The organism is Actinomadura rifamycini DSM 43936 (assembly GCF_000425065.1).
GTDB classification, from domain to species: Bacteria; Actinomycetota; Actinomycetes; order Streptosporangiales; family Streptosporangiaceae; genus Spirillospora; species Spirillospora rifamycini.
The window spans coordinates 25,267-44,727 of the sequence record NZ_AULB01000022.1 but is presented as its reverse complement, the minus strand read 5'-3'; the positions used below and the strand labels follow the sequence as shown (position 1 = coordinate 44,727).

The 19,461-nt window shown below is 75.0% G+C and carries 18 protein-coding genes; 7 read left to right on the top strand and 11 right to left on the bottom strand.

Going from position 1 to position 19,461, the window contains the following annotated elements:
* The first annotated feature begins 54 nt into the window (after nt 1-54).
* The gene (locus H505_RS43455; protein ID WP_245592597.1) at nt 55-900 is read left to right on the top strand and encodes a hypothetical protein; all 846 of its coding nucleotides are present in this window, start codon (nt 55-57) and stop codon (nt 898-900) included.
* Between the two features lie 2,621 nt (nt 901-3,521).
* On the top strand, nt 3,522-4,235 hold the full coding sequence (locus H505_RS0121380; RefSeq protein ID WP_157433083.1) for a hypothetical protein: 714 nt from the start codon (nt 3,522-3,524) through the stop codon (nt 4,233-4,235).
* On the opposite strand, the gene H505_RS0121375 is transcribed toward H505_RS0121380, so the two are convergent.
* The 6 genes from H505_RS0121375 to H505_RS51815 all read right to left on the bottom strand — a co-directional run bounded on the left by H505_RS0121375 (nt 4,236) and on the right by H505_RS51815 (nt 11,015).
* Complete coding sequence (locus H505_RS0121375) at nt 4,236-5,090, bottom strand: hypothetical protein (protein ID WP_026403613.1); 855 nt, start codon at nt 5,088-5,090, stop codon at nt 4,236-4,238.
* A gap of 99 nt (nt 5,091-5,189) precedes the next feature.
* Nucleotides 5,190-6,893 (bottom strand): sporulation protein, encoded by a 1,704-nt coding sequence (locus H505_RS52465; RefSeq protein ID WP_157433082.1) that lies wholly within the window; start codon nt 6,891-6,893, stop codon nt 5,190-5,192.
* A gap of 104 nt (nt 6,894-6,997) precedes the next feature.
* Nucleotides 6,998-8,365 (bottom strand): M16 family metallopeptidase, encoded by a 1,368-nt coding sequence (locus tag H505_RS0121365; RefSeq protein WP_026403612.1) that lies wholly within the window; start codon nt 8,363-8,365, stop codon nt 6,998-7,000.
* Nucleotides 8,362-9,621 (bottom strand): M16 family metallopeptidase, encoded by a 1,260-nt coding sequence (locus H505_RS43445; RefSeq protein WP_034519112.1) that lies wholly within the window; start codon nt 9,619-9,621, stop codon nt 8,362-8,364. The genes H505_RS0121365 and H505_RS43445 overlap by 4 nt, the downstream gene beginning before the upstream one ends.
* Nucleotides 9,622-9,774: 153 nt before the next feature.
* Complete coding sequence (locus H505_RS0121355) at nt 9,775-10,128, bottom strand: STAS domain-containing protein (protein WP_026403611.1); 354 nt, start codon at nt 10,126-10,128, stop codon at nt 9,775-9,777.
* Between the two features lie 227 nt (nt 10,129-10,355).
* A complete protein-coding gene (locus tag H505_RS51815) occupies nt 10,356-11,015 on the bottom strand; it encodes an ATP-binding protein (RefSeq protein WP_026403610.1) in 660 nt (219 codons plus the stop codon).
* 307 nt (nt 11,016-11,322) lie between these two features.
* Here H505_RS51815 and H505_RS0121345 point away from each other — a divergent pair, with 307 nt between their 5' ends.
* Both H505_RS0121345 and H505_RS0121340 read left to right on the top strand, forming a co-directional pair.
* Nucleotides 11,323-12,189: a helix-turn-helix domain-containing protein gene (locus tag H505_RS0121345; protein ID WP_026403609.1), complete on the top strand. Its 867-nt coding sequence runs from the start codon at nt 11,323-11,325 to the stop codon at nt 12,187-12,189.
* Nucleotides 12,186-12,470: a DUF397 domain-containing protein gene (locus H505_RS0121340; RefSeq protein WP_051300988.1), complete on the top strand. Its 285-nt coding sequence runs from the start codon at nt 12,186-12,188 to the stop codon at nt 12,468-12,470. Before H505_RS0121345 ends, H505_RS0121340 begins: the two co-directional genes overlap by 4 nt.
* A 264-nt stretch (nt 12,471-12,734) precedes the next feature.
* Here H505_RS0121340 and H505_RS51810 read toward each other — a convergent pair whose 3' ends face one another.
* Together H505_RS51810 and H505_RS0121330 are read right to left on the bottom strand one after the other, a co-directional pair.
* A complete protein-coding gene (locus H505_RS51810; protein ID WP_245592596.1) occupies nt 12,735-14,564 on the bottom strand; it encodes a serine/threonine protein kinase in 1,830 nt (609 codons plus the stop codon).
* Between the two features lie 167 nt (nt 14,565-14,731).
* Entirely contained in the window at nt 14,732-14,914 is a 183-nt protein-coding gene (locus tag H505_RS0121330; protein ID WP_125620191.1) for a hypothetical protein, read from the bottom strand.
* 209 nt (nt 14,915-15,123) lie between these two features.
* On the opposite strand from H505_RS0121330, the gene H505_RS0121325 reads away from it, so the two are divergent.
* Genes H505_RS0121325 through H505_RS0121315 form a run of 3 tightly spaced genes read left to right on the top strand, consistent with a single transcriptional unit; the run spans nt 15,124 to nt 16,942 of the window.
* A complete protein-coding gene (locus H505_RS0121325; protein ID WP_026403606.1) occupies nt 15,124-15,846 on the top strand; it encodes a CPBP family intramembrane glutamic endopeptidase in 723 nt (240 codons plus the stop codon).
* Between the two features lie 38 nt (nt 15,847-15,884).
* On the top strand, nt 15,885-16,220 hold the full coding sequence (locus tag H505_RS0121320) for a PadR family transcriptional regulator (RefSeq protein ID WP_026403605.1): 336 nt from the start codon (nt 15,885-15,887) through the stop codon (nt 16,218-16,220).
* Nucleotides 16,217-16,942: a hypothetical protein gene (locus H505_RS0121315; RefSeq protein WP_026403604.1), complete on the top strand. Its 726-nt coding sequence runs from the start codon at nt 16,217-16,219 to the stop codon at nt 16,940-16,942. The genes H505_RS0121320 and H505_RS0121315 overlap by 4 nt, the downstream gene beginning before the upstream one ends.
* A 40-nt stretch (nt 16,943-16,982) precedes the next feature.
* On the opposite strand, the gene H505_RS0121310 is transcribed toward H505_RS0121315, so the two are convergent.
* Genes H505_RS0121310 through H505_RS50650 form a run of 3 tightly spaced genes read right to left on the bottom strand, consistent with a single transcriptional unit; the run spans nt 16,983 to nt 19,197 of the window.
* On the bottom strand, nt 16,983-17,918 hold the full coding sequence (locus H505_RS0121310; RefSeq protein ID WP_051301009.1) for a DUF6177 family protein: 936 nt from the start codon (nt 17,916-17,918) through the stop codon (nt 16,983-16,985).
* Nucleotides 17,918-18,226, bottom strand: a complete 309-nt coding sequence (locus tag H505_RS43435) for a hypothetical protein (RefSeq protein ID WP_051300985.1) — start codon at nt 18,224-18,226, stop codon at nt 17,918-17,920. The genes H505_RS0121310 and H505_RS43435 overlap by 1 nt, the downstream gene beginning before the upstream one ends.
* Nucleotides 18,223-19,197, bottom strand: a complete 975-nt coding sequence (locus H505_RS50650) for a nucleotide-binding protein (RefSeq protein WP_051300984.1) — start codon at nt 19,195-19,197, stop codon at nt 18,223-18,225. The genes H505_RS43435 and H505_RS50650 overlap by 4 nt, the downstream gene beginning before the upstream one ends.
* Nucleotides 19,198-19,461: the final 264 nt, after the last annotated feature.

Sequence of the window (19,461 nt, the reverse complement as noted above, 5' to 3'; positions counted from 1 at the left end):
ACCGTCACCCCCGCGCCAGATCATTTCCGGCGCCCGCTCCGTTCAGATCGAAAGGTGGGCGAACAACTGACGCTGCCGGTCCCGGAGACCCTCGAAGCCGTCTACGCCGTCGCCTCCACCGCACCGGTCACCGCCGACCTCGCCCGCACCGAGATCGCCCGCCGCATCGAACCGCCCCTGCGCGACCTCACCCTCGGCATGCTCGACAGTCCCATGGTCACCCTCGACCAGCGCCCCGCCGCCGACTGGCCCCCGCTCCCCACCGACCTCCTCACCGCCTACGGCGCCGCCCCCGCCGACCTCGCCGACCTCGCCCGCGCGACGCACCTCCTCGTCGTCCGCGCCGCGTACCGTCCCGGCCGCCCGCCCGCCCACGAATGGGCCGCCCGCACCATCGCGCACGCCGTCCCCGGCACCGTCATCGACGTCTTCACCCCGCAGATCCTCACCCCCGAACGCCTGGAACGCTCCCTCCCGTCCCCCGACGGCACCGTCCGGCTCACCGACTGGGTGCTGCTGCCGCACACCCCGTCCGGCGACGGCTACTGGTTCACCACCCGCGGCCTGGCCCGCTTCGGCCTCCCCGAACTCCAGACCGAGGACGTCCCCGCCCCCCTCGTCGAACCGTGGGCCCGCGTCCTCAACGGCCTCACCCACCGGCTCCTCGACCTCTGGCACGACGCGCTCCGCACCGCCGCCGACACCGCCCGCCTCCCCGCCGTCGTCTCCGTCGGCCTCGGCGACGTCGCCGCCGCCCAGGGCCTCACCGAACCCGTCGGCCGCGAGATCGCCGTCCGCCTCCACCACGACGGCGACGCCCTCACCGTCCACCCCGTCAAGGACGGCCCCGCCCGCCTCGAATCCCTGTGCGCCGCACTCTTCGGCCGACCTTGCCGATGATCTTCGTGGGACGCAGGATCGGAAGCGTGACATCCGGCCCGCACGAACGTCCAGCACCCGAACCCGCGCTCCCGCACCCGGGAGACGTCCACGTGGCGGGCAGATCCAAGCCGCCTGCAGGCGCCGCACCACCGCGCCCTTACCGTCCGGAGACATCTGCCTCACCCTCCCTCCCCCCGCCCGGCCCGTCCCCGACGGCCCCGCAGTGGACCCCGGGCACCTCGCCGACCCCGTCGTGGGGAACGCCCACCCCCGGCCGCGCGGCCCCCCCGGGCGGCGCGGCCCCGACATCGCCCCAGTGGTCACCGAGACCCGAGGACCGGCCTGCGGGCTCGTCCACCCCGTCACAGGCCCAGCCGCCCGGCGGTGGGGGCGGCGCGTCGTGGGGTGCTGCTGCACCGGGGGCCGCTGGGGGTGGTGCGGGTTCGCTGTCGCCTCAGTGGTCACCGGGAGCCGAGGGCCCGCCTGCGGGCACGTCCGCCCCGTCACAGGCCCCGCCGCCCGGTAGTGGAGGCGGCGCGTCGTGGGGTGCTGCTGCACCGGACGCCGCTGCGGGTGGCGGGGGTTCGCTGTCGCCTCAGTGGTCGCCGGAAGCCGAGGGCCCGCCCGCGGGCACGTCCGCCCCGTCACAGGCCCAGCCGCCCGGCGGTGGGGGCGGCGCGTCGTGGGGTGCTGCTGCACCGGGGGCCGGTGGGGGTGGTGCGGGTTCGGTGTCGCCTCTGTGGTCGTCGGGGGACGATCGTGCGTCTGTGGGCGCGTCCGGCCCGTCCCAGGACGGGGAGGCGTCCGGGGGTGCGGGCGGTGCGGCATCGGGGTTGCCTCAGCGGGTCTCGAAAACTGAATCGGTGTCTTCGGACTTGTCAGGGCCGTCGCAGGGTGGCGCACCGTCACCGGGTTCGGGCGGCGCGGATTGGTCGCCGGTGTCCGGTTCGTCCGGGGGCGGTTCCGTGCCTGGCGGCTCGGTGTCGCCTACGGAGGACGGTCCGGGCGGTGCGGCGCCGGAGGTGCCTCAGTGGGCTTCGTGGGCCGAGTCGGGGTCTACGGGCGCGGCCGGCCCGCCGACCGTAGTGGCGGGCGGTCGGGATTGGGCTCCAGGCTCTGACGGAGGCGGTTCCGCGCCCGGAAGCCCGGCGTCGTGGGGTGCTTCCTCGTCGGAGGACACTCCCGGTGCGGGATATGAGGATGCGGCGTCGGCTTCGGTCGCGCATGGTGGGCAGCCGTCGCCGGTGTCGCCTGCGGATGCGGGCGGCGCGGAGTGGTCGTCGGTCGCTGGGCCGCCCGAAGGTGAATCCGCGCTGGGCAATGCTTCTGGACATGTGGCGCCGACTCCGGCCGAGTGGGGCTCCGGGCCCCCGCCTGCGGGTGGGGGAGCAGGCTCGGCGTCGGCCGGGGGGAGTGAGCCGCCGTCCGGTGAGCCGGACGGTGGGTGGGTCACCGGAGCCTCGTGGGGTGCCGCGTCGTCGGCCGGGGCGGCCGCGCCCGAAGGGGCGGCGGCGTCCGCGGAGACGCCACCAGGGCAGGACGAGTGGCGACCCGAGCCCCCGGCGCGGAAGGGGCGCGGGCGGCGCATGTCGTGGCTGTGGAAGACGCGGGGTCGGACGGACGCCGCGAAGCGGCCCGCAGCACCCCAGGAGGTGCCCCAGGAGGTGCCCCAGGAGGTGCCGCGGGAGGAGCCGCGGGAGGAGCCGCGGGAGGAGCCCTCGGCGACGTCCCTCGACTGGACGCCTCGCGGTCCGCGCGTGCCCGAGGACGAACCGGCGCCGCCCGTCCAGGGCGCCGCGCCGGAACCGCCGCCGGGCGCCGGAGACGAGCCCGATCGGGCGGCCGGGCGCGGGCTCCCGCCGGGACGTGCGTCGTCCGCGCCGCGAGGGCTGCCGCCGGGGAAGGGATCGGCGGACGACCTGTGGAGCGTCGTCGGGACGGTCGACGGGCCGTCCGATTCGGCACCCGCACCGGACGACCCGTCCAGCGAGACCGGGAAACCGTCCGGTGGGCACTTGGGAGAAGAGCGGGAGGACTCGGCCGCGTGGGTGCGGCGCGGGGCACTCGGCACGGCCCCATCCTCAGGGCCGACGAGTTCGACGGAACCGACGAGTGGCCGGGAGCCGGTTGACCCCCGGGAACCGATGAGTGGCCGGGACCCGGTGAGCGGCCGGGAACCGGTGGCCCCCCGAGAACCGGTGGCCCCCCGAGAACCGATGAGCGCCCGGGAATCGGAGAGCGGCTGGGAACCGATCGGCGGCCGGGAATCGGTGAGCGCTTCGGAACCAGCGAGCGCTCCAGGAGCGGAATCGGCAAGCGATTTGGGACCGGCTCAGGAACCGTACCCAGCGAGCACTTCGGAACCGGAACCAGCGAGCGTCCGGGAAACGGCGAGCGCTCGGAGGGCGGCTCGGGAAACGGCGAGCGTCCGGGAAACGGCGAGCACTTCGGGACCGGCTTCGGGATCGAACCCGGCGCGTGCCCCGGAACCGGCGAGTGCTCGGGGGTCGGCTCGGGAACCGGCGGGCGCTCCGGGACCGGCCCCGGGGCCGGCCCCGGGAGCGACAGGCGCACGGGGACCGGGGAGCACACCGGCTCCAGCGCCCGAGTCGGTTCGGCTTCGCAAGCCGTCGGAGTCGGTGCGTCGGCCGGAGGTCGAGCCGGGGCGGCGTGCGGCGCTCGTGGACGCGTTCGTCGGGGAGTTCGTCGGGAGCGCGACGTGGGCCGCGACGCTCGCGGTGCTGGAGGGCGCGTTCCCGGGGTCGGGGATGGCGGTGACGCTGTCCCGGCGGGCGGACGAACTGTGGGGCGCGATGGTCGAGCTGGATCGGCGCGCGCCGGGGCTGGGGGTTCCCGCGTGGGTCGATCACGCGGGGATGGTGCTCGACCTCAGCGCGCACACCGGACGGGCGCGGCCGGACGTGCGGCAGGGGCGCGCGTCGCGCCCGTACCCGGGGGCGTTCGTCATCGACACGCTGGATCCGCTGCGCTACCACCGGCCGGTCGGGGGGCCGGTGGCGCCGGGCGAGGGGACGCTCGCGGCGCCGCGGGCCGAGGACGAGGACAGCGGCGTCGTGATCGTCGCGAGTCTCGCGGCGGCCGGGACGCGCGTCCTGGATTCGGCGGAGTTGTGGCGGTATGCGGGGCGGGTGGTGACGGAAACGCTGCACGAGCCGGGGCGCGCGGAAACGCGGGCGCGGGCGCGGCGGACGCTCCGGGCGCTGCGGCGGGCCGTGGTGGTCGACCCGGACCTGCGGCTGGCGCTGTGCCTGGGCGTGGACGAGGCGCGCGTGCCGCGGTGCCTGCTGGCGCTGACGGTGCGGGACGAGACGCCGCGGTTCGTGCGCGCGTGATCAGTCGTCGGCGCGGAGCCAGGTGAGGTCGCAGCGGCGGTCCTCGGGGAGTTCGCGGACGCGTCCCGCGAGCTCCCACGGCTCGGCCGCGTCGTCGTCGGGGAGCAGCCCGCAGAGCAGCGAACTCTGGGTGCGGACGGCGGTGAACGGGCCGAAGCGCGCGACGCCGCCGCCGCGCAGCTGCGCGAGTTCGGCGAGGAGGGCGCCGAGCGCGGACGGGTCGTCGGGGGCGTAGAGGCCGCGCGCGTAGGAGAACAGCTCCTCGGCGAGCGCGTCGGGGCGCATGCCCGACAGGTGGTAGGCGGTGCCGAGCCAGCCGCCGTCGGTGCGGGGCGCGCGGACGCGGACGCGCAGCCCGTACTCGGACGCGCAGCCCTCGAAGGCGTCGGAGAGCAGCGCTTCCGCCTCGCCCTCCTCGGAGAGGAGGAGCCCGCCGACGACGCCCTCGTCGCGGTCGAGCCGGTCGAGCATCTCGCGGTGCAGTTCGAGGACGTCGCGCTCCACGGTGTCGAGGGAGCGGGCGAGGGCGCGCTGCGCGTCGCGGTCGGCGTCGAGGCCGGCGAGGTCCTCGGTGAGTTCGCCGACGGTCTTCTCGAGGACGACGACGCGGTCGTGCAGGGCGTCGAACCGGTCGAGGACGTCCGGGGACCGGTCGGGCTGCGGGATCGGGATGCCGGGCGCCGCGACCTCGGCGACGTCGGCCTGCAGGGATTCGTGGCGGCGGGTGAGTTCGGCGAGCTGGGCGCGGAGTTCGCGCAGTTCGACCTGGGCGCGGGGGAGCCGCTTGTCGGAGGCCAGGTAGAGCTCGCGTCCGGCGATCGCAAGGCAGAGCAGGACCAGGATCACGGTGGTCATGTCACTCCTCGAGAGGCGGCTGCGCTCTCGACGATAACCACCCGGAGCCGCCCCCGCCGAGGGGGCGGCCGATGTCGTCCGAATGGCCCGGCATTTTCCTCAGCCGAACAGGCCGCCCAGCAGGCCGCCGAGGACCTCGCCGACGCCGCCGGCGATCTCGCCGCCGATGGCGCCGGCGACCTCCCCGCCGATCGCGTTGGCCGCCTCGCCGAACGCGGCGTTCGCGACCTCGCCGGCGGCCTGCCCGGCGAAGTCCTGCGCCATCTGCCCGGCGTACTGGCCCGCCTGGTCGAACGCGTACTGCCCGGCCTGCGCGAACGCCTCCTGCCCGGCCTGCCCGATGGCGTTGCCGAACTGGTCGACGGCCGGGTACGCGGCGGCGTTCGCGGCGTAGCCGGCGGCGTTCACCGCGGCGTCGCCCATCGCGCCGACCGCCATGGCGCCGCCGACGCCCGCGGCGGCCGCACCGCCCGCGGCGGCCACGCCGCCCGCCGCGAGACCGGCCGCGGCGATGCCGGCGCCGCGGCCGTGCCGGTGCCCGGAGTGCCCGGGATGCCCGTGGTGGACGTGCGGGGGCGGGGGCGCCGGATGGCCGGGGGCGGCCGGGGGGTACGGCGGCGGCGCGGCGTACGGGCCGCCGGGTTGCGGGTAGGCGGGCGGGGGCTGCTGGTGCGGCGGGGGCCCGGCGGGGGCGGGCTGCCCGTGCGGCGGAGGGCCGGCGGGGGCGGGCCGCCCGTGCGGTGCTCCGGCCGGGTAGCCCGGGCCGGGCGGCGGCGGGGTGCCGGGAAAGCCGGGGGCGCCGCCCTGGCCGGGCGGCGGGTACGGCTGCGGGCCGGACGCGTGCGCGGCGGCGGGCGCGGGGGCCTGGCCGGGCGCGGGCGCGGGCGGCGGGTAGTTCGCGTTGCCGGGCGGGCCGTAGCCCTGCGACGGCGACGGCGACGGCGGCGGCGGGTAGGCGCCGCCGGGCGGCGGCAGCGGCGCGCCGCCCGAGGGGGACTGCGCCGGACCGTGCGGGGACGGCGCGGGCCCGTGCGGGGACGCCTTGGGCCGCAGGGCCGCCGCGGCGTCGAGCCACTGCGTGATCTTGCGCTGCCAGTCGGCCTCGGCGGCCTCGGCGTGCGGGACCTGGAAGACGCCGAACGCGTCGTCGGGCGGGGCCTCGCGGTCCTCGGCGCGGAGGACGAACGCCATCGTGCGCGGGCTGGCGACGAAGCTCAGGCCCACCTTGCCGAGCCGTCCCCGGTACTGGGACGGCGGCGACAGGTGGATCTCCTGGTGGAACGGGAGCTGCTGCGAGACGCCGCGCAGCTTCGACTCCTCGAACGTCACCTTGCCGATCTTGAAGCCGAGCTGCGCGATCGCGGCGAGCACCCACTGCTGCGACTCGAGGGGCTCCACGGAGATCGGGTCGATGTCGCCCGGGTCGGGCTGGCCGACCGCGTCGACCTCGGTGCACATCCCGATCGTGAAGCCGGGCAGCGTCCGGCCGAGCACGGTCGTGAACGGCAGCTCGTAGGGCAGCGGGATGGAGAACGCCAGGTCGCGCTGCTGCCCGGTCTCCAGCCGGAACGAGCGGGTGAGCGCGCCCCGGTAGACCTCCGGGCCCGCGGTCTCGCCGCCGTAGCCGTTCTGCATGCGCGGCATCAGCGCGAGGGTGACGTGCCGGACGTCGACCGGCCGGCCCCCGCCGCGCAGGTGCACCGTGCCCGCGATCACGCCGCCCGGCTTGCAGTTCGGCTCCGACAGGATCGTGTCGACGGACGGTCCGCCCGCCATGCCCCCGTGGGGCTGCCCGTAGGACACCGGCCGTTCCTCTCTGTGACGTCGGCGCGGATTCCCCGCAGAGGTCAGACGGAAGCCGCCGTGCGACGGTTCATGCCGACAACCGAAACCCTAGGGGAAATGGGTCATTCCTTCGAGGTGACGGTGACAGAGGCGTAACCGAGTTTTTCGAGCGGGCCGCGGATCTGCTCGGCGTCGCCGACGGCGATCACGGTCAGCGCGTCGGGGTCGACGTGCTTGCGGTAGGTGCGCGCGACGCCGTCCGGGGTGGACGCCCGGACGGCCTCCAGGTACCGGGTGGGGTAGTCGGCGCCGAGGCCGCTGGCGGACGCGTCGGCGAGTTCGGTGGCGATGGCGAACGGCGTCTCGTACTCGGCGGGCGCCCGGTCGGCCAGGGCCCGGACGGACGCGCCGTGCTCGTCGGCCTCGATGCCGCGGGACACGATGCCGCGCAGCTCGGTGAGGGCGTCGGCGACGGCGTCGGCGGTGACCTCGGTGTGCACGGCGCCCTGCGCGACGAACAGCCCGCAGTACCGCATCCGGAGCAGCCCGGCGCGCATCCCGTAGGTGTAGCCCTTCTCCTCGCGCAGGACGGTGTTCAGCCGGGAGGTGAGCCCGCCGCCGAGGACGTGCGCCGCGACCGTGAGGGACGGCCAGTCGTGGTGCGAGCGGTCGGGGACGCCGTGCCCGAAGCTGAGGTAGGTCTGCACGGAGCCGGGGCGGTCGACGATGACGATCCGCGGGGCGGACTCGGGCAGGATCGTGTCGGCGGCGGGCAGCGGGCCGCCGGTGCCGGCCCAGCCTTCGAGGGCGGCGGCGAGGGCGGCGTCGGCGTCGAGGCCGGTGAGGTCGCCGGCGACGACGGCGGTGGCCTCGGCGGGAACGATCGACCCGTAGAAGGAGCGGACGTCGGCGCCGGTCAGGGCCTCGACGGAGGCGCGGCCGCCGCCGGTCGGGCGGGACGCGCGGGCCTCGGCGGGGAACATCACGGCGCGCAGCTCGCGCATCGCGCGGGACGCCGGGGTGGCGTCCTCCTGCGCGATGTCCTCCAGGCGCTCGCGGACGAGCCGCCGCACGTCGGCGTCGTCCAGCGCGGGACGCCGGACCACCGCGGACAGCAGCTCCATCGCCGGGGCGAGCCGGGTGGCGGGGACGTCGAGCCCGATCCGCAGGGCGGCGAGGTCGGCGAAGGTGTAGAGGCTGGCGCCGAGCCGCTCGAACGCGGCGGTCAGCGCGGTGCCGCCGCCGGGTTCGGTGCCCTCCTGGAGGGCGCGCGCGGTGAGCGCCGCGACGCCGTCCGCCCCGGCGGGCTCGCGGCCCGCGCCGGCGTGCAGCACCAGCCGGACGGCGGCGAGGCGGCGGCCGGGCAGGTCGCAGCGGAGCGTCGCGGGACCGGCCGGGACGCGGCCCGCGTCGGCGGCGGGGAAGGCCCACGCCGGGACGGGCCCGGGGACGGGACGGGGCGCGAGGTTCAGGCCCGGGGTCTGCGTCACGACTGCGTGCCTCCGTAGGTCAGGGCGGTGCGGGCGCCGGGCGCGAGCCAGCGGGCGGCCATCTCCTTGATGGCGTCGCCGGTGACGGCGGCGGCGCGGCCGGGAGCGGTGAAGACCCGGGCGGGGTCGCCGAACTGGGTGGCGTTCTGCGACAGCGCGTTCGCCAGCCCGGTGACCGTCTCGGTCTGCTCGAGGAACCCGCGCTCGGCCTGCGCGGTGGCGCGGGCGGTCTCGTCGGCGTCGGGGCCCTCGGCGGCGAACCGGGCGAGCTCCTCGTCCAGCACCGCGGCGATCTTCTCCGGGTCGGGGCCGATCGCGTCGACGATGGCCAGGGACGGGCCGGACGCCAGCCGCGTCACGCCCGCCCACACCTCGGTGGCGATCTCGTCGCGGCGGACCATCCGGTCGTACAGCCGCGAGCCGGACCCGCCGCCGAGGATCTCCACGGCGAGTTCGGCGGCCTCGACGTCGTCGCCGCCGTCCGTCGGGAGGGGGAACATCGCGAAGTAGGCGGGGGAGGGGACCTCCTCGTCGAGGGTCTCGCCCCGGATCTCGCCGAGCGGGCCGAGGTCGCCGGCGCGGGCGGGCGGCTTCGCCGGGCCCGACGGGATGCCGCCGAAGTAGCGCTCGACGGCCGCGATCGTCTTCTCCGGGTCGACGTCGCCGACGACGGACAGGACGGCGTTGCCGGGGGCGTACCAGGTGGCGAAGAAGTCGGCGCAGTCCTCGAGGGTGGTGGCGTCGAGGTCTTCCATGGAGCCGATGGGCGTGTGCGCGTACGGGTGGCCCTCGGGGAACGTGAGCGCGCACAGGCGCTCGAACGCCGTCCCGTAGGGCTGGTTGTCGTACCGCTGGCGGCGCTCGTTCTTCACCACGTCGCGCTGGTTGTCCAGGTTGGCCTGGGTGAGCGCGGCGGGCAGCGTCCCCATCCGGTCGGCCTCCAGCCAGAGCGCGAGCTCCAGGTGGCTGACCGGGACGGTCTCGTAGTAGTTCGTGCGCTCGAAGGACGTGCTGGCGTTGAAGGACGCGCCCGCGCTCTCCAGCAGCGCGGCGTGCTCGCCCTCGGCGACGTTCGCGGATCCCTGGAACATGAGGTGCTCGAACAGGTGCGCGAGCCCCGTCCGGCCGGCGCGCTCGTGCCGCGACCCCACGCCGTACCAGAGGTTCACTGCGGCCAGCGGTACGACATGGTCCTCGCAGACCACCACGCGCAGGCCATTGCCGAGCGTGTGCTCATGCAGCGGCTGTTCTGCCACGGAGCGCTCCCGTCCGTATCGGTTTGCGGACAGCACCGCGCGCGTCGGCGGGACGGGCCCTTCGGAACACGGCCCAGCGGCGGGCTTGATCTCTGTGCCACCGTACCGGCTGCACGGCCCCGCCGAACCCTCGCGGGAACCTGTGGATAACTTCTAGGACGCCTGCGACTCGTGCGCCGCGACGGCGTCCTCCAGCGACGGGTGCAGCACGAAGATCTTCGTCAGCTGGGTGACGTGGAAGACGCGGCGGACGCGGTCGCCGACGCCGGTGAACGACATCGAGCCGTCGCGGGCGCGGAGCCGGTGGTAGACCCCGACGAGGACGCCGAGGCCCGTCGAGTCGAGGAAGGTGACCTCGCTCAGGTCGATCACCAGGTGCAGGCCGCCGCCCTCGATGACGTCGAGCAGTTCCTCCCGCAGCCGGGGGCTGGTGAAGACGTCGATCTCGCCGCTGATCTCGACGACGGTGAGGCCCTTCTCCTCGCGGTGCTCGACGGCGAACTCCACCGGTGCTCCTCCCTGCGGTCGTCCCGGCCGGTCCTGGCCGCCGGTCTTTGCCGGGTCATTCCCTTTGAAGCGTGTCATACCCGGATCGTCTGGTTTGTCGCGCCTGCCGCCGAGGGCCGCTCCGCGTCGCCGGATGCCGGTGTCGTCGTCGTATATCGGTGTCGTCGTCGTGTGCAGGTGTCGTCGCCGTGAGTCGGTGTCGGGTGCCGCTCCGGCGTCCGGTGCCGTCAGGATCGGGGCGGGTCCGAGCGGAACAGCGCCCAGACCACCTTGCCCCGGGCGAGGGTGCGCCACCCCCAGCGGACGCTGAACGACTCGACGAGGTGCAGGCCCCGGCCCGTCTCGGCGATGTAGTCGGGCTCCTTGCGGCGCGGCGCGGAGCGGCTGGCGTCGAGGATTCCGCACAGCAGCCAGGGGCCCTCGTGGACGAGCCGCAGGCGGATCGCGGACGGCGCGGAGCCCAGCGGGTCCGCGGGGTCGCTGAACGCGCCCGTCCCGAAGGCGTTCGCGCCGCGGGCGTCCGGCCCGAACCGCGCCTCGCCGTACTGCGCCGCGCCGTACGGGCTCTCCTCGTGGGGCGCGGGGCCGTGGGCGTCCTCGCGGTGGACGGCGTCGCCCGTGCGGCGCCCGCCGGCCAGGGCGCCGCCGCTGTGCCGCAGGGCGTTGGTGACGAGTTCGGAGACGACCAGCCCGACGTCGTCGGCGAGATCGGACAGGCCCCACTCGTCGAGCCGGGACAGCGTGAAGTGCCGCGCCTCGGTGACGGACTCGGGGTCGGGCGCGACGGTGAAGGAGACCGTCGGCCCGGTCAGCTCGCTCAGCGCGGCCAGGCCCCGGTCGAGGCGAGGGGGCAGGTCGGACGATTCCGGTACGGGTGTCGAATGCACGGCATGGTCCTGTGGGTCGGCCGGCCCCACGACGGGGCCGAGCTCCCACCGCGTGTCGTCGTGCGCGTGGCGTGACGTCATTCCCGGGACCCCGCAGAGTGTTCTCGTTGTGCAGCCGTGGCTCGGAAGTCTCGTGCGTTATCCTGCGCATCGTAGCGTGCGAATGCAAGGCCCAATGCACGTGCATCCGGGTCGTGGGGGGAGTGAGACGGCTTGGAGGGGCTCGGTCGATCGGAGGTAACCGCAGGACACGGAGGTCAGTGGCACACTAGGTTCGCTGTCCGCCAGTGAAGCCGGGAGGTTGGGCGTGACTTCAGAGACGCCGGGAAGCGGATCGACCGTGCGTCGGATCCTGCTCGGGTCGCAGCTTCGTCGCCTGCGGGAGGCGAAGGGCGTCACCCGTCAGGACGCCGGGTACGTCATCCGCGCGTCGGAGTCGAAGATCAGCCGCCTCGAGCTCGGGCGGGTCAGCTTCAAAGAACGAGACGTGGACGACCTGCTCTCGCTGTACGGCGTCACGGCGAAGTCCGAACGCGACGCCCTGCTGCAGCTGGCGCGGGAGGCCAACACCCCCGGTTGGTGGCACCGGTACAACGACGTCCTGCCCGGCTGGTTCCAGACCTACGTGGGTCTGGAGGAGTCGGCGGCGCTGATCCGCACGTATGAACTGCAGTTCGTCCCGGGACTGCTGCAGTCGGAGGGGTATGCGCGTGCGGTGATCCGCCTGGGGAACGCCGGTGCCTCGGAACAAGAGATCGACCAGCGCGTGGAGCTGCGCCTGCAGCGCCAGGAGCGCCTCACGGGCCCGGAAGCGCCGCGCCTGTGGGCCGTCCTGGACGAGGGGGCGCTGCGGCGACCCATCGGCGGTCCGGAAGTGATGCGCGGCCAGTTCGAGCACCTCATCGAGATGTCGAAGCTGCCCAACGTCACCATCCAGATCATGCCGTTCAGGTTCGGTGGCCACGCCGCCGAGGGAGGGGCCTTCTCGATCCTGCGGTTTCCCGAGCAGGATCTGCCGGACGTGGTTTACGTCGAGAACCTCACCGGCGCGATGTACCTGGACAAGCGCGACGACGTCGACACCTATCTGCAGGCGATGGAACGCCTGTGCGTCGACAGTGCCACCCCGGAACGCACCGTCGAGCTTCTTGGTGATCTTCTCAGAGAGACATGATGCTCCAGACCGATCACGGCCGCTTTCCGGCCGGTCAGAACGACTACGACAACGGGATGCCCGCGACGGCCCTCGAGGGGGCGCGCTGGCTGAAGTCCCGGCGAAGCAACTCCCAGGGGAACTGCGTCGAGATCGCCGAACTTCCCGGCGACCGCGTCGCGATGCGCAACTCCCGCCACCCCGAGGGCCCGGCCCTCATCTACACGCGCCCCGAGATCGAAGCTCTCATCCTGGGCGCGAAAGACGGCGACTTCGATCATCTGATCGCGTCCCGCAACTAGTCCGTCCAGGACAGAAAAACCCGCTACCGGAACCTCTCGAGACCGCAACCCAACCCCGCATGATCCCGCCCGCGGGATCGCCCCAATGCGGTTCGTCGAAACGCAGGCGGGTCGGCAACGGAGTGTCGAACGTCGACCCGTCCGCATCGCGTGCGGTTCCCGTGGCAGACGGCGAAGGCCGCCCTGGAGGCGGCCTTTTCTCGTATCCGGCCCCCCTGATCGCGTCCGAGCGGCTCCGGACCGCACCGGGCGGCTCAGCGCCGCTCAGCCGCAGTTGCCGTAGGACGAGGCGCTGCCGTTGCCGCCGAACCGGACGCACACGCCCGGCGCCTGCACGTACACCGGGCCCGCGTACCACTCGAACGAGCCGCCGTCGGAGACCTGCCCCTTGCCTTTCGCCTGGACGAACGTCGAGACGGACGACTTCGTCCCCACGTTCTGCGTCTTCATCGTCACCGCGCAGTTCTTCCGCGTTGCGCTGCTGTAGAGCAGGTAGGCGCGGCCGCCCGGCACCGTCATCGAGCGGAGTACGGAGTAGCCGCCGCCGCACGCCTGCTGCGGCGTGTACTTGTTGGCCGGTTCCGGCTGGGGAGCCGAGCCGCCGCCACCGCCGCCACCGCCGCCGGTGCCCGTGCTCCGGCCCGGGGTCGGCTGCGCTCCGCCGCCCGGTTTCCGCGTGTTCGTGCTCTGCGTCGGCTTCGCGCTCCCGCTCTTCGTCGGGGACGGCTTCGACGCCTTGCCGTCCGCCTCCTCCGGGCCGGGCCGGATGTCGCCCGCCGTGCCGTCCTGCGCCGCGGCGCGGTCGTCCGACGCGACCGGCCGGTCGCCGCCGTCGTCGCCGCCCGAGCGCATCGCCGCCCACGCGCCGCCCGCGCCGACGACCAGCGCCACGGCGACGGCCGCGGCGATCGGCAGCGCGAGCCCGCCGCGGCGCCGGCCGTCCGGGCCCGGCGCGCCGTGCGGGGCCTGGTGCGCGCCCGGAACGGCGTGCGGGTGCACGGTGCCGGGCGGCGGGGTCATGCCGCCGAACGGGTCCGGCTGCGGCGCCGTCCCGGAGTACCGGGGGTCGGTGGCGTGGTCGGACGGCCGACCCGCCGCCCCCGCGGCGTACGGGCCGGACGGATGGGGGCTCGTGGGGTGCGGGTTCGTCGAGTACGGCCCCGCGGCCTGCGGCGCGGCCTGCGGACCGGACGCCTGCGGGCCGGGCGCGGCGGGACCGGGGAAGGCCGGGAGCGGCGGGGGCGCCGCCCCCGGCGCCGCCCCGCTGGCCGCGCCGACGAGGCTCTCCTGCGCCGTCCGGGCGGTGGGCCGCCGCGCCGGGTCCTTGTCGAGGCACGCCACGACCAGCTCGCGGAGCGGGCTCGGCAGCTCGCCGAGGTCCGGCTCGCCGGTCAGGATGCGGTGCATGACCGTGGCCAGCTCGTCGTTGCCGAACGCGGGACGCCCGGTCGCGGCGAACACCATCGTGGTGCCCCACGCGAACATGTCCACGGGCGGGCCGATCGGGGCGCCGGTGAAGTTCTCCGGCGCCATGTAGGCGGGTGTCCCGACGTTCTGGGTCTCACCGGCCGTGCTCAGCGCGCGCGCCACCCCGAAGTCGATGACGCGGGGGCCGTCCGGTCCCATCATCACGTTGTGCGGCTTGAAGTCGCGGTGGACGATGCCGGCCTGGTGGATCGCGGTGAGCGCGGTCAGCGTGCTGATGGCGAGCCGCTCCAGGGCGCCGCCCCGGCGCGGCCCCTCCTCGCGCACCACCCGGTGCAGCGACAGACCCGGCACGTACTCGCTGATGATGTACGGCTGGTCGCCCAGGACGTCCGCGTCCAGGACCTGCGCGGTGCAGAAACGGGCCACCCGTTTCGCGACCTCGAGTTCGCGGACGAACCGCGCGCGCGCCGAGTCGTCCCCGGTGAGGCCCCCGTGCAGGAGTTTGATGGCGACGTGGTCGGCGGCGGCGGTCGCGCCCTCCGGTCGTCCCAGGAAGACGGCGCCCTGGCCGCCCTCGCCGAGCCGGCCGAGGACCTCGTACCCGCCCAGCCGCCGCGGGTCCCCCGTGTGCAGCGGATGGGCGTCCGGCATCGTCCTGTCCGTCACGCCACTCGCTCCCCCGTCGTTCCGGTCATGTCGGAAAGACTACGAGCAGATGATGGTACGCCGCCCCGGAAGCGGATGATCGAGCCCCCGGGCGGACGGCCCGCGGCGGGCGCGCGGGAACGCCGATGCCCCCGCGGGCGAACCGCGGGGGCATCGGGAAGCCGAGGTCAGGCCGGGTCGGGCGTCCGCCGCGCGGGGCGGGACTCCGCCCGGCCGGACGCCTCGCCCGGTGGGCCCTCCTGCTCGTGGTGTCGTTCGAGGCGGGCGGCGACCGCGAGGGCGCGCAGGGACGTGGTCTTGACCTGGCGGCGTTCGGCGCCGGGCCGGCGCCTGGGGATGCTGCTGGGCACGGAGACCTCCATGGTGTCGGTTATGTGGCCTGATACCCGTTTTACGGGCGTTCCGTCATTACTTCTAACTGCAAGAACTTGCGAGCTATTCCGGAGCCCGCCTCCCGTCCGCGACGCCCGCCGGGCCACCGGTTCGGCTACCTAGATTGTATTCCTAACTAGATTGCCGTACAGTTTAGATCGTTGAACCGATCCGAATGGAGGGCGCCATGCACATCTCGCCTGACTTCTCGACCCTGGGCCTCGCCCTGTCCGTCCCGCTCCTCGGGTACGTGCTCGCCGAGGGCCTGGTCGGGAAGCGGTCCTACGACCGCATGCTGCGGCGCCGCGACACGGACCCGAAGGCCCTCACGCGCATGTTCCGCCTCTGGGTCGCCTGCGCCTGGGCCTCCGCCGCCGCGGCCCTGGCCGTCCTCGCCGTCTCGCCCGGCGCCGCCACGTCCGACCTGGGCCTGCGCCTCCCCGCCGACCCCTCGACGACCCTCGGGATGATCGCCGGGGCGGCCCTCGCGGTGACGCTCATCGCCTTCGCCACCCGCTTCCGCAAGGACGTCCCCGCACAGCCCGCCCTGACCGGCATGCACCCCCGCACCCCCGCCGAGCGCGGCTGGGCGCTCGCCATGGCCGTGACGGCCGGCGTCTGCGAGGAGATCGTCTACCGCGGCCTGCTCATCGCCCTCGGCGTCGGCGTCCTCGGCCTCGGCCCGAAGACCGCCGCCGCCCTCGCCCTCGCCCTGTTCGTCGCCGGCCACGCCTACCAGGGCTGGCGCGGCATGCTCCTCGTCGCGGTCGCCGGCTACTCCCTCACGTACCTCTACCTGTCCAGCGGCAGCCTCGTCCTCCCGATCGCCGTGCACGTCCTCATCGACGTGATGGCCATGGTCGTCCTGCCCGCCGTCGCCACCCGCCGCACCGCGCCCGCGGCCGGCTAGGTTGCACCACTACCTGGATCGCGGAGAAGATGACCACCATGGCCGCTGACCGCCGCGCGAGCTGGCTCAAGGGCGTCCTCGACCTGCTCGTGCTCGCGACCCTCACCGACGGCGAGAGCTACGGCTACGAGATCGCCAAGCGCCTCGCCGACGCGGGGTTCGGGCAGATCAAGGGAGGCACCCTGTACCCGGTGCTGAACCGCCTCGAGGAGGCGGGACTCGTCTCCGCCGAGTTCCGCGTCGCCGACCGCGGTCCCGGCCGCCGCTACTACCACCTGACCGACGAGGGACGCGCGACGCTCGCCGAGCAGTCGCGGCTGTGGCTCGCGTTCGACGAGTCGGTCCGCGACGTCCTCGCCCGGGGAGAACGATGAGCGCCGCCTACTTCGCCGACCTGGCCGCCCGCCTCCGGGCGGCCGGCGTCCCCGACGACGAGGCCGCGGCCACGGTCGACGACCTCGCCGCGCACGTCGCCGAGTCCGGCACCGACCCCGAGGACGAGTTCGGCCCCGCCGCCGAGTTCGCCGCCGTCCTGCACCCGTCCGCGCCCGCCGCCGAGCCGGGCCCGTCCGACGACACCTGGCGCTGGACGGCCGACGCCTTCCAGGACCGGCGGCTGCTGAACCGCTTCGGCGACGAGGGCTGGGAGGTCGAGCGCATCGACAACGCCGGCCGCTTCATCAGCCGCCGCGACCCCGAGCGCCCGCAGCGCTGGGAGTACCGCCGCGAGACCGTCCTGCCCGGCCGCCGCGCCGCCCTCGCCGCCCGCCTCGCCCCGGACGGCTGGGAGCCGTGCGGCACCTGGGTCTACTTCGAGTACTTCAAGCGCCCGAAGGCCGCCTCCCTCGGCCCCGGCGCCGAACTCCCCGCCGCCCCCGAGACCCCGGCCCGCCACCTGTTCTGGAGCCGCCGCTTCTACGCGTTCCTCGCCGGCTACGTGCTCCTCGGCGCCGGCGCCGCGGCTGCCTGGTTCCTCCTCGGCGACCCGGGCGGCGACGGCTTCACGGGCGGCTTCACCCGCGGCGCCCTCATCGGCGCCGCCCTCGCCGCACTCTTCGCCCTGACCTCCATCCTCCTCCGCAACCGCCGCCCCTGACCGCTCACTTGGGCGCGGCGTCTCCCGAGCGGTGCCGGGATCAGTCGGCGCCGGCCGTCTCGAGGAAGGCGAGCAGCGCGTCGTGGCGCCGCCAGTAGTCGGGGGAGCGGCCTTCGCCCAGGGGGAACCAGGTGAGGCCGCCCAGCGGGCGGCGGCTGAAGCCAGGCGGGCCGGTGAAGGTGCCGTGGGCGGCCAGGCCGATCGGGGCGGACGGGCCGGCCCAGCGGGGTTCGAGCGTGAGGTCCGGGCGTCCGGGGTCGATCTGGGCCAGAACCGACGCGGGCGGCGTTCCCGGGAGGTCGCCGATGAGGGCCGGGACGTCGCCGACGGGCACGGTCTCGTCAGGGCCGTACCCGACCGTGAGCGTCGTCGTCTCCGCCACACCGGACGCGGGCGGGTCGAGCGGCGCGAACCGCAGCGCCGCGATGCACGGGCGTTCGCCGGCGCCGACCGCGACGAGGCGCGCCTCCCCGACGCCGTGGACGTGCGCCGTCAGATCCGTCGCGTCCCACGCGTGCCGCAGGGGTTCGGTCGTCCCCCAGCCTGCCGGGGGACTTCCCGTGAACAGGCGCATCAGGTGGTGGACGTGCGCGCCGAGCGGCTCGTCGGCTGCGTGCGACGCCCGCACGGTCAGCACGAGCCGCGGGCTGATCGGCGCGGCGAGCGGCGTCGTGTAGGCGGGGGCGTAGTCGCGGGCGTCCGGATCCGGGACGAACATGGCGCCGTCCCAGTGCATCGGACGTCCCGTCAAGCCCTCGTAGTAGCCGTCGTCATGCACGATCCAATGCGCTTCGGACTGCGCGAGAGGAAACGTGACCCGGCTGTCCGGTGGGGTGACGAACTGAAGGGTGCGGTTCGTGGACGCGCACTCGTCCAGGTACGCGTCGAAGGCCGGGCTCAACGGGACGAGCGGACGATCGCACAGCACGACCATCGCCGCGTCCGTGAGGACGTCGGCCCCGCCCACCGTACGCATCACCGCGCGCTCCACACGGTGCCGTCGTGCCGGGCCGCGAGTTCGTCCGCGCACCGCCGCAGGACCTCCGCCGCGTGGGTCGAACCGGCGGCGGCTCGGAGTTCCACCCACCAGACGGGCCCGGTGACCGGAACGCCGAGGAGGCGCTCCACTTCCCCGGCGACGGGCACTAGCACCGGGACGTCGATGCGGACGAGCAACTGTTCGCGCTCGTCGAACACGTAGGCGTTCCTGATGTCGAGGCCCGGCACCCGGAGCGCGTCCACGTCGGGCCTGCGCGGGGACAGCACGATGAGTTCGCGGCTCATGCGGCGTCCAGGGAACGGGTGAAGACGTCGCACGCGATGTCCGTGACCGCCCCGAACGCGGCCGCGCCGACGCGGTCCGGGTTCATCGCGCCGCCAGCCGCGAGATGGCGGTCGAACGGGACGTGCGCCACCGGAAGCCCGAACGGGGCCAGCGACTCCCGCACCCGCTCCAGATCGGTGTCCGGCTTCGGCGTGTGCGCGACCAGGACCACCACCGTGCGCGACAGCAGCCGACCGAACCCGTTGTCGCCGAACCACTGCAGACCGGTGCGCGCGCTGAGCGCGCCGTCCACGGTGGCCGGAGCGACGAAGACCTGCGCGTGCGCGCCCGCGATGATCCCGCGGTGCAGTTCCGTGTCGAGCCCCCCGCCGCAGTCGACGATCGCCGCGGAGAAGAACTCGCCGAGCCGTCCCGCCCCGCGCTGGAACGTCTCGTGCTCCAGCTCGTCCGCGACCGACCCGTGGCTCGCCGGGACGACGAACAACCCGCCGGGCGTCCGCGCGAGGTGCGTCGCGAGCTCCCGCCACGACCCCGGACGCGCCGCCGCCAGATGCCGGACCGACCCGCGCCCCTCGACGCCGAGCCGCACGGGCAGCGACCCGAGCCCCGGGTCCGCATCGATCGCGACCACCCGGTCGTCCCGATGCCGCCGGACGATCTCCGCGACGAGCGCCGCGACCGTCGACTTGCCCGCGCCGCCCCGGATGCTCGTCACCGCGATCCGGCGGCACGACGGCACCGGCGCCCCGAGCCGCGCCGCGACGCCCTCCGGCGCCCGTCCGTCCCCGGCCGCGCCGACCACCCGCCGCACCGTCCGCCCGATCCGCCGTGCGGCCCCGTCCCCGTGCGGCGCCCGCCGCCCCGACACGTCCGCACCGCCGAACGGCGCCGCCGCGTGCCGGTCCGCCTGCGGCGCCGCGCGGGGGAGCGGCGGCGCGAAGTCCGGCGCGGTCTCGGGCGCCGGCCGCACCGGCGACGGCCGCCCCGCCGGACCGTCCGCCCCGCTCGCCCCCTGAGGCCCACTCCCCGCCGCCACGCCTTCCGGCACGGGGGAAGCAGCCTCTGAAAAGCCGACGGCCGGCCGGACGGCACCGGGCTCCGGGTGCGGGACGGCCGAGGGCGTTGAGACGGGCTGGACGAGGGGAGCCGCTGAGGGTTGGGGAACTGCGGCCGGGGCGCGGAGGCCGGGTGCGGCGACCGGTGAGTCGGCCGGGGCGCGGGGTTCGGTGGCCGG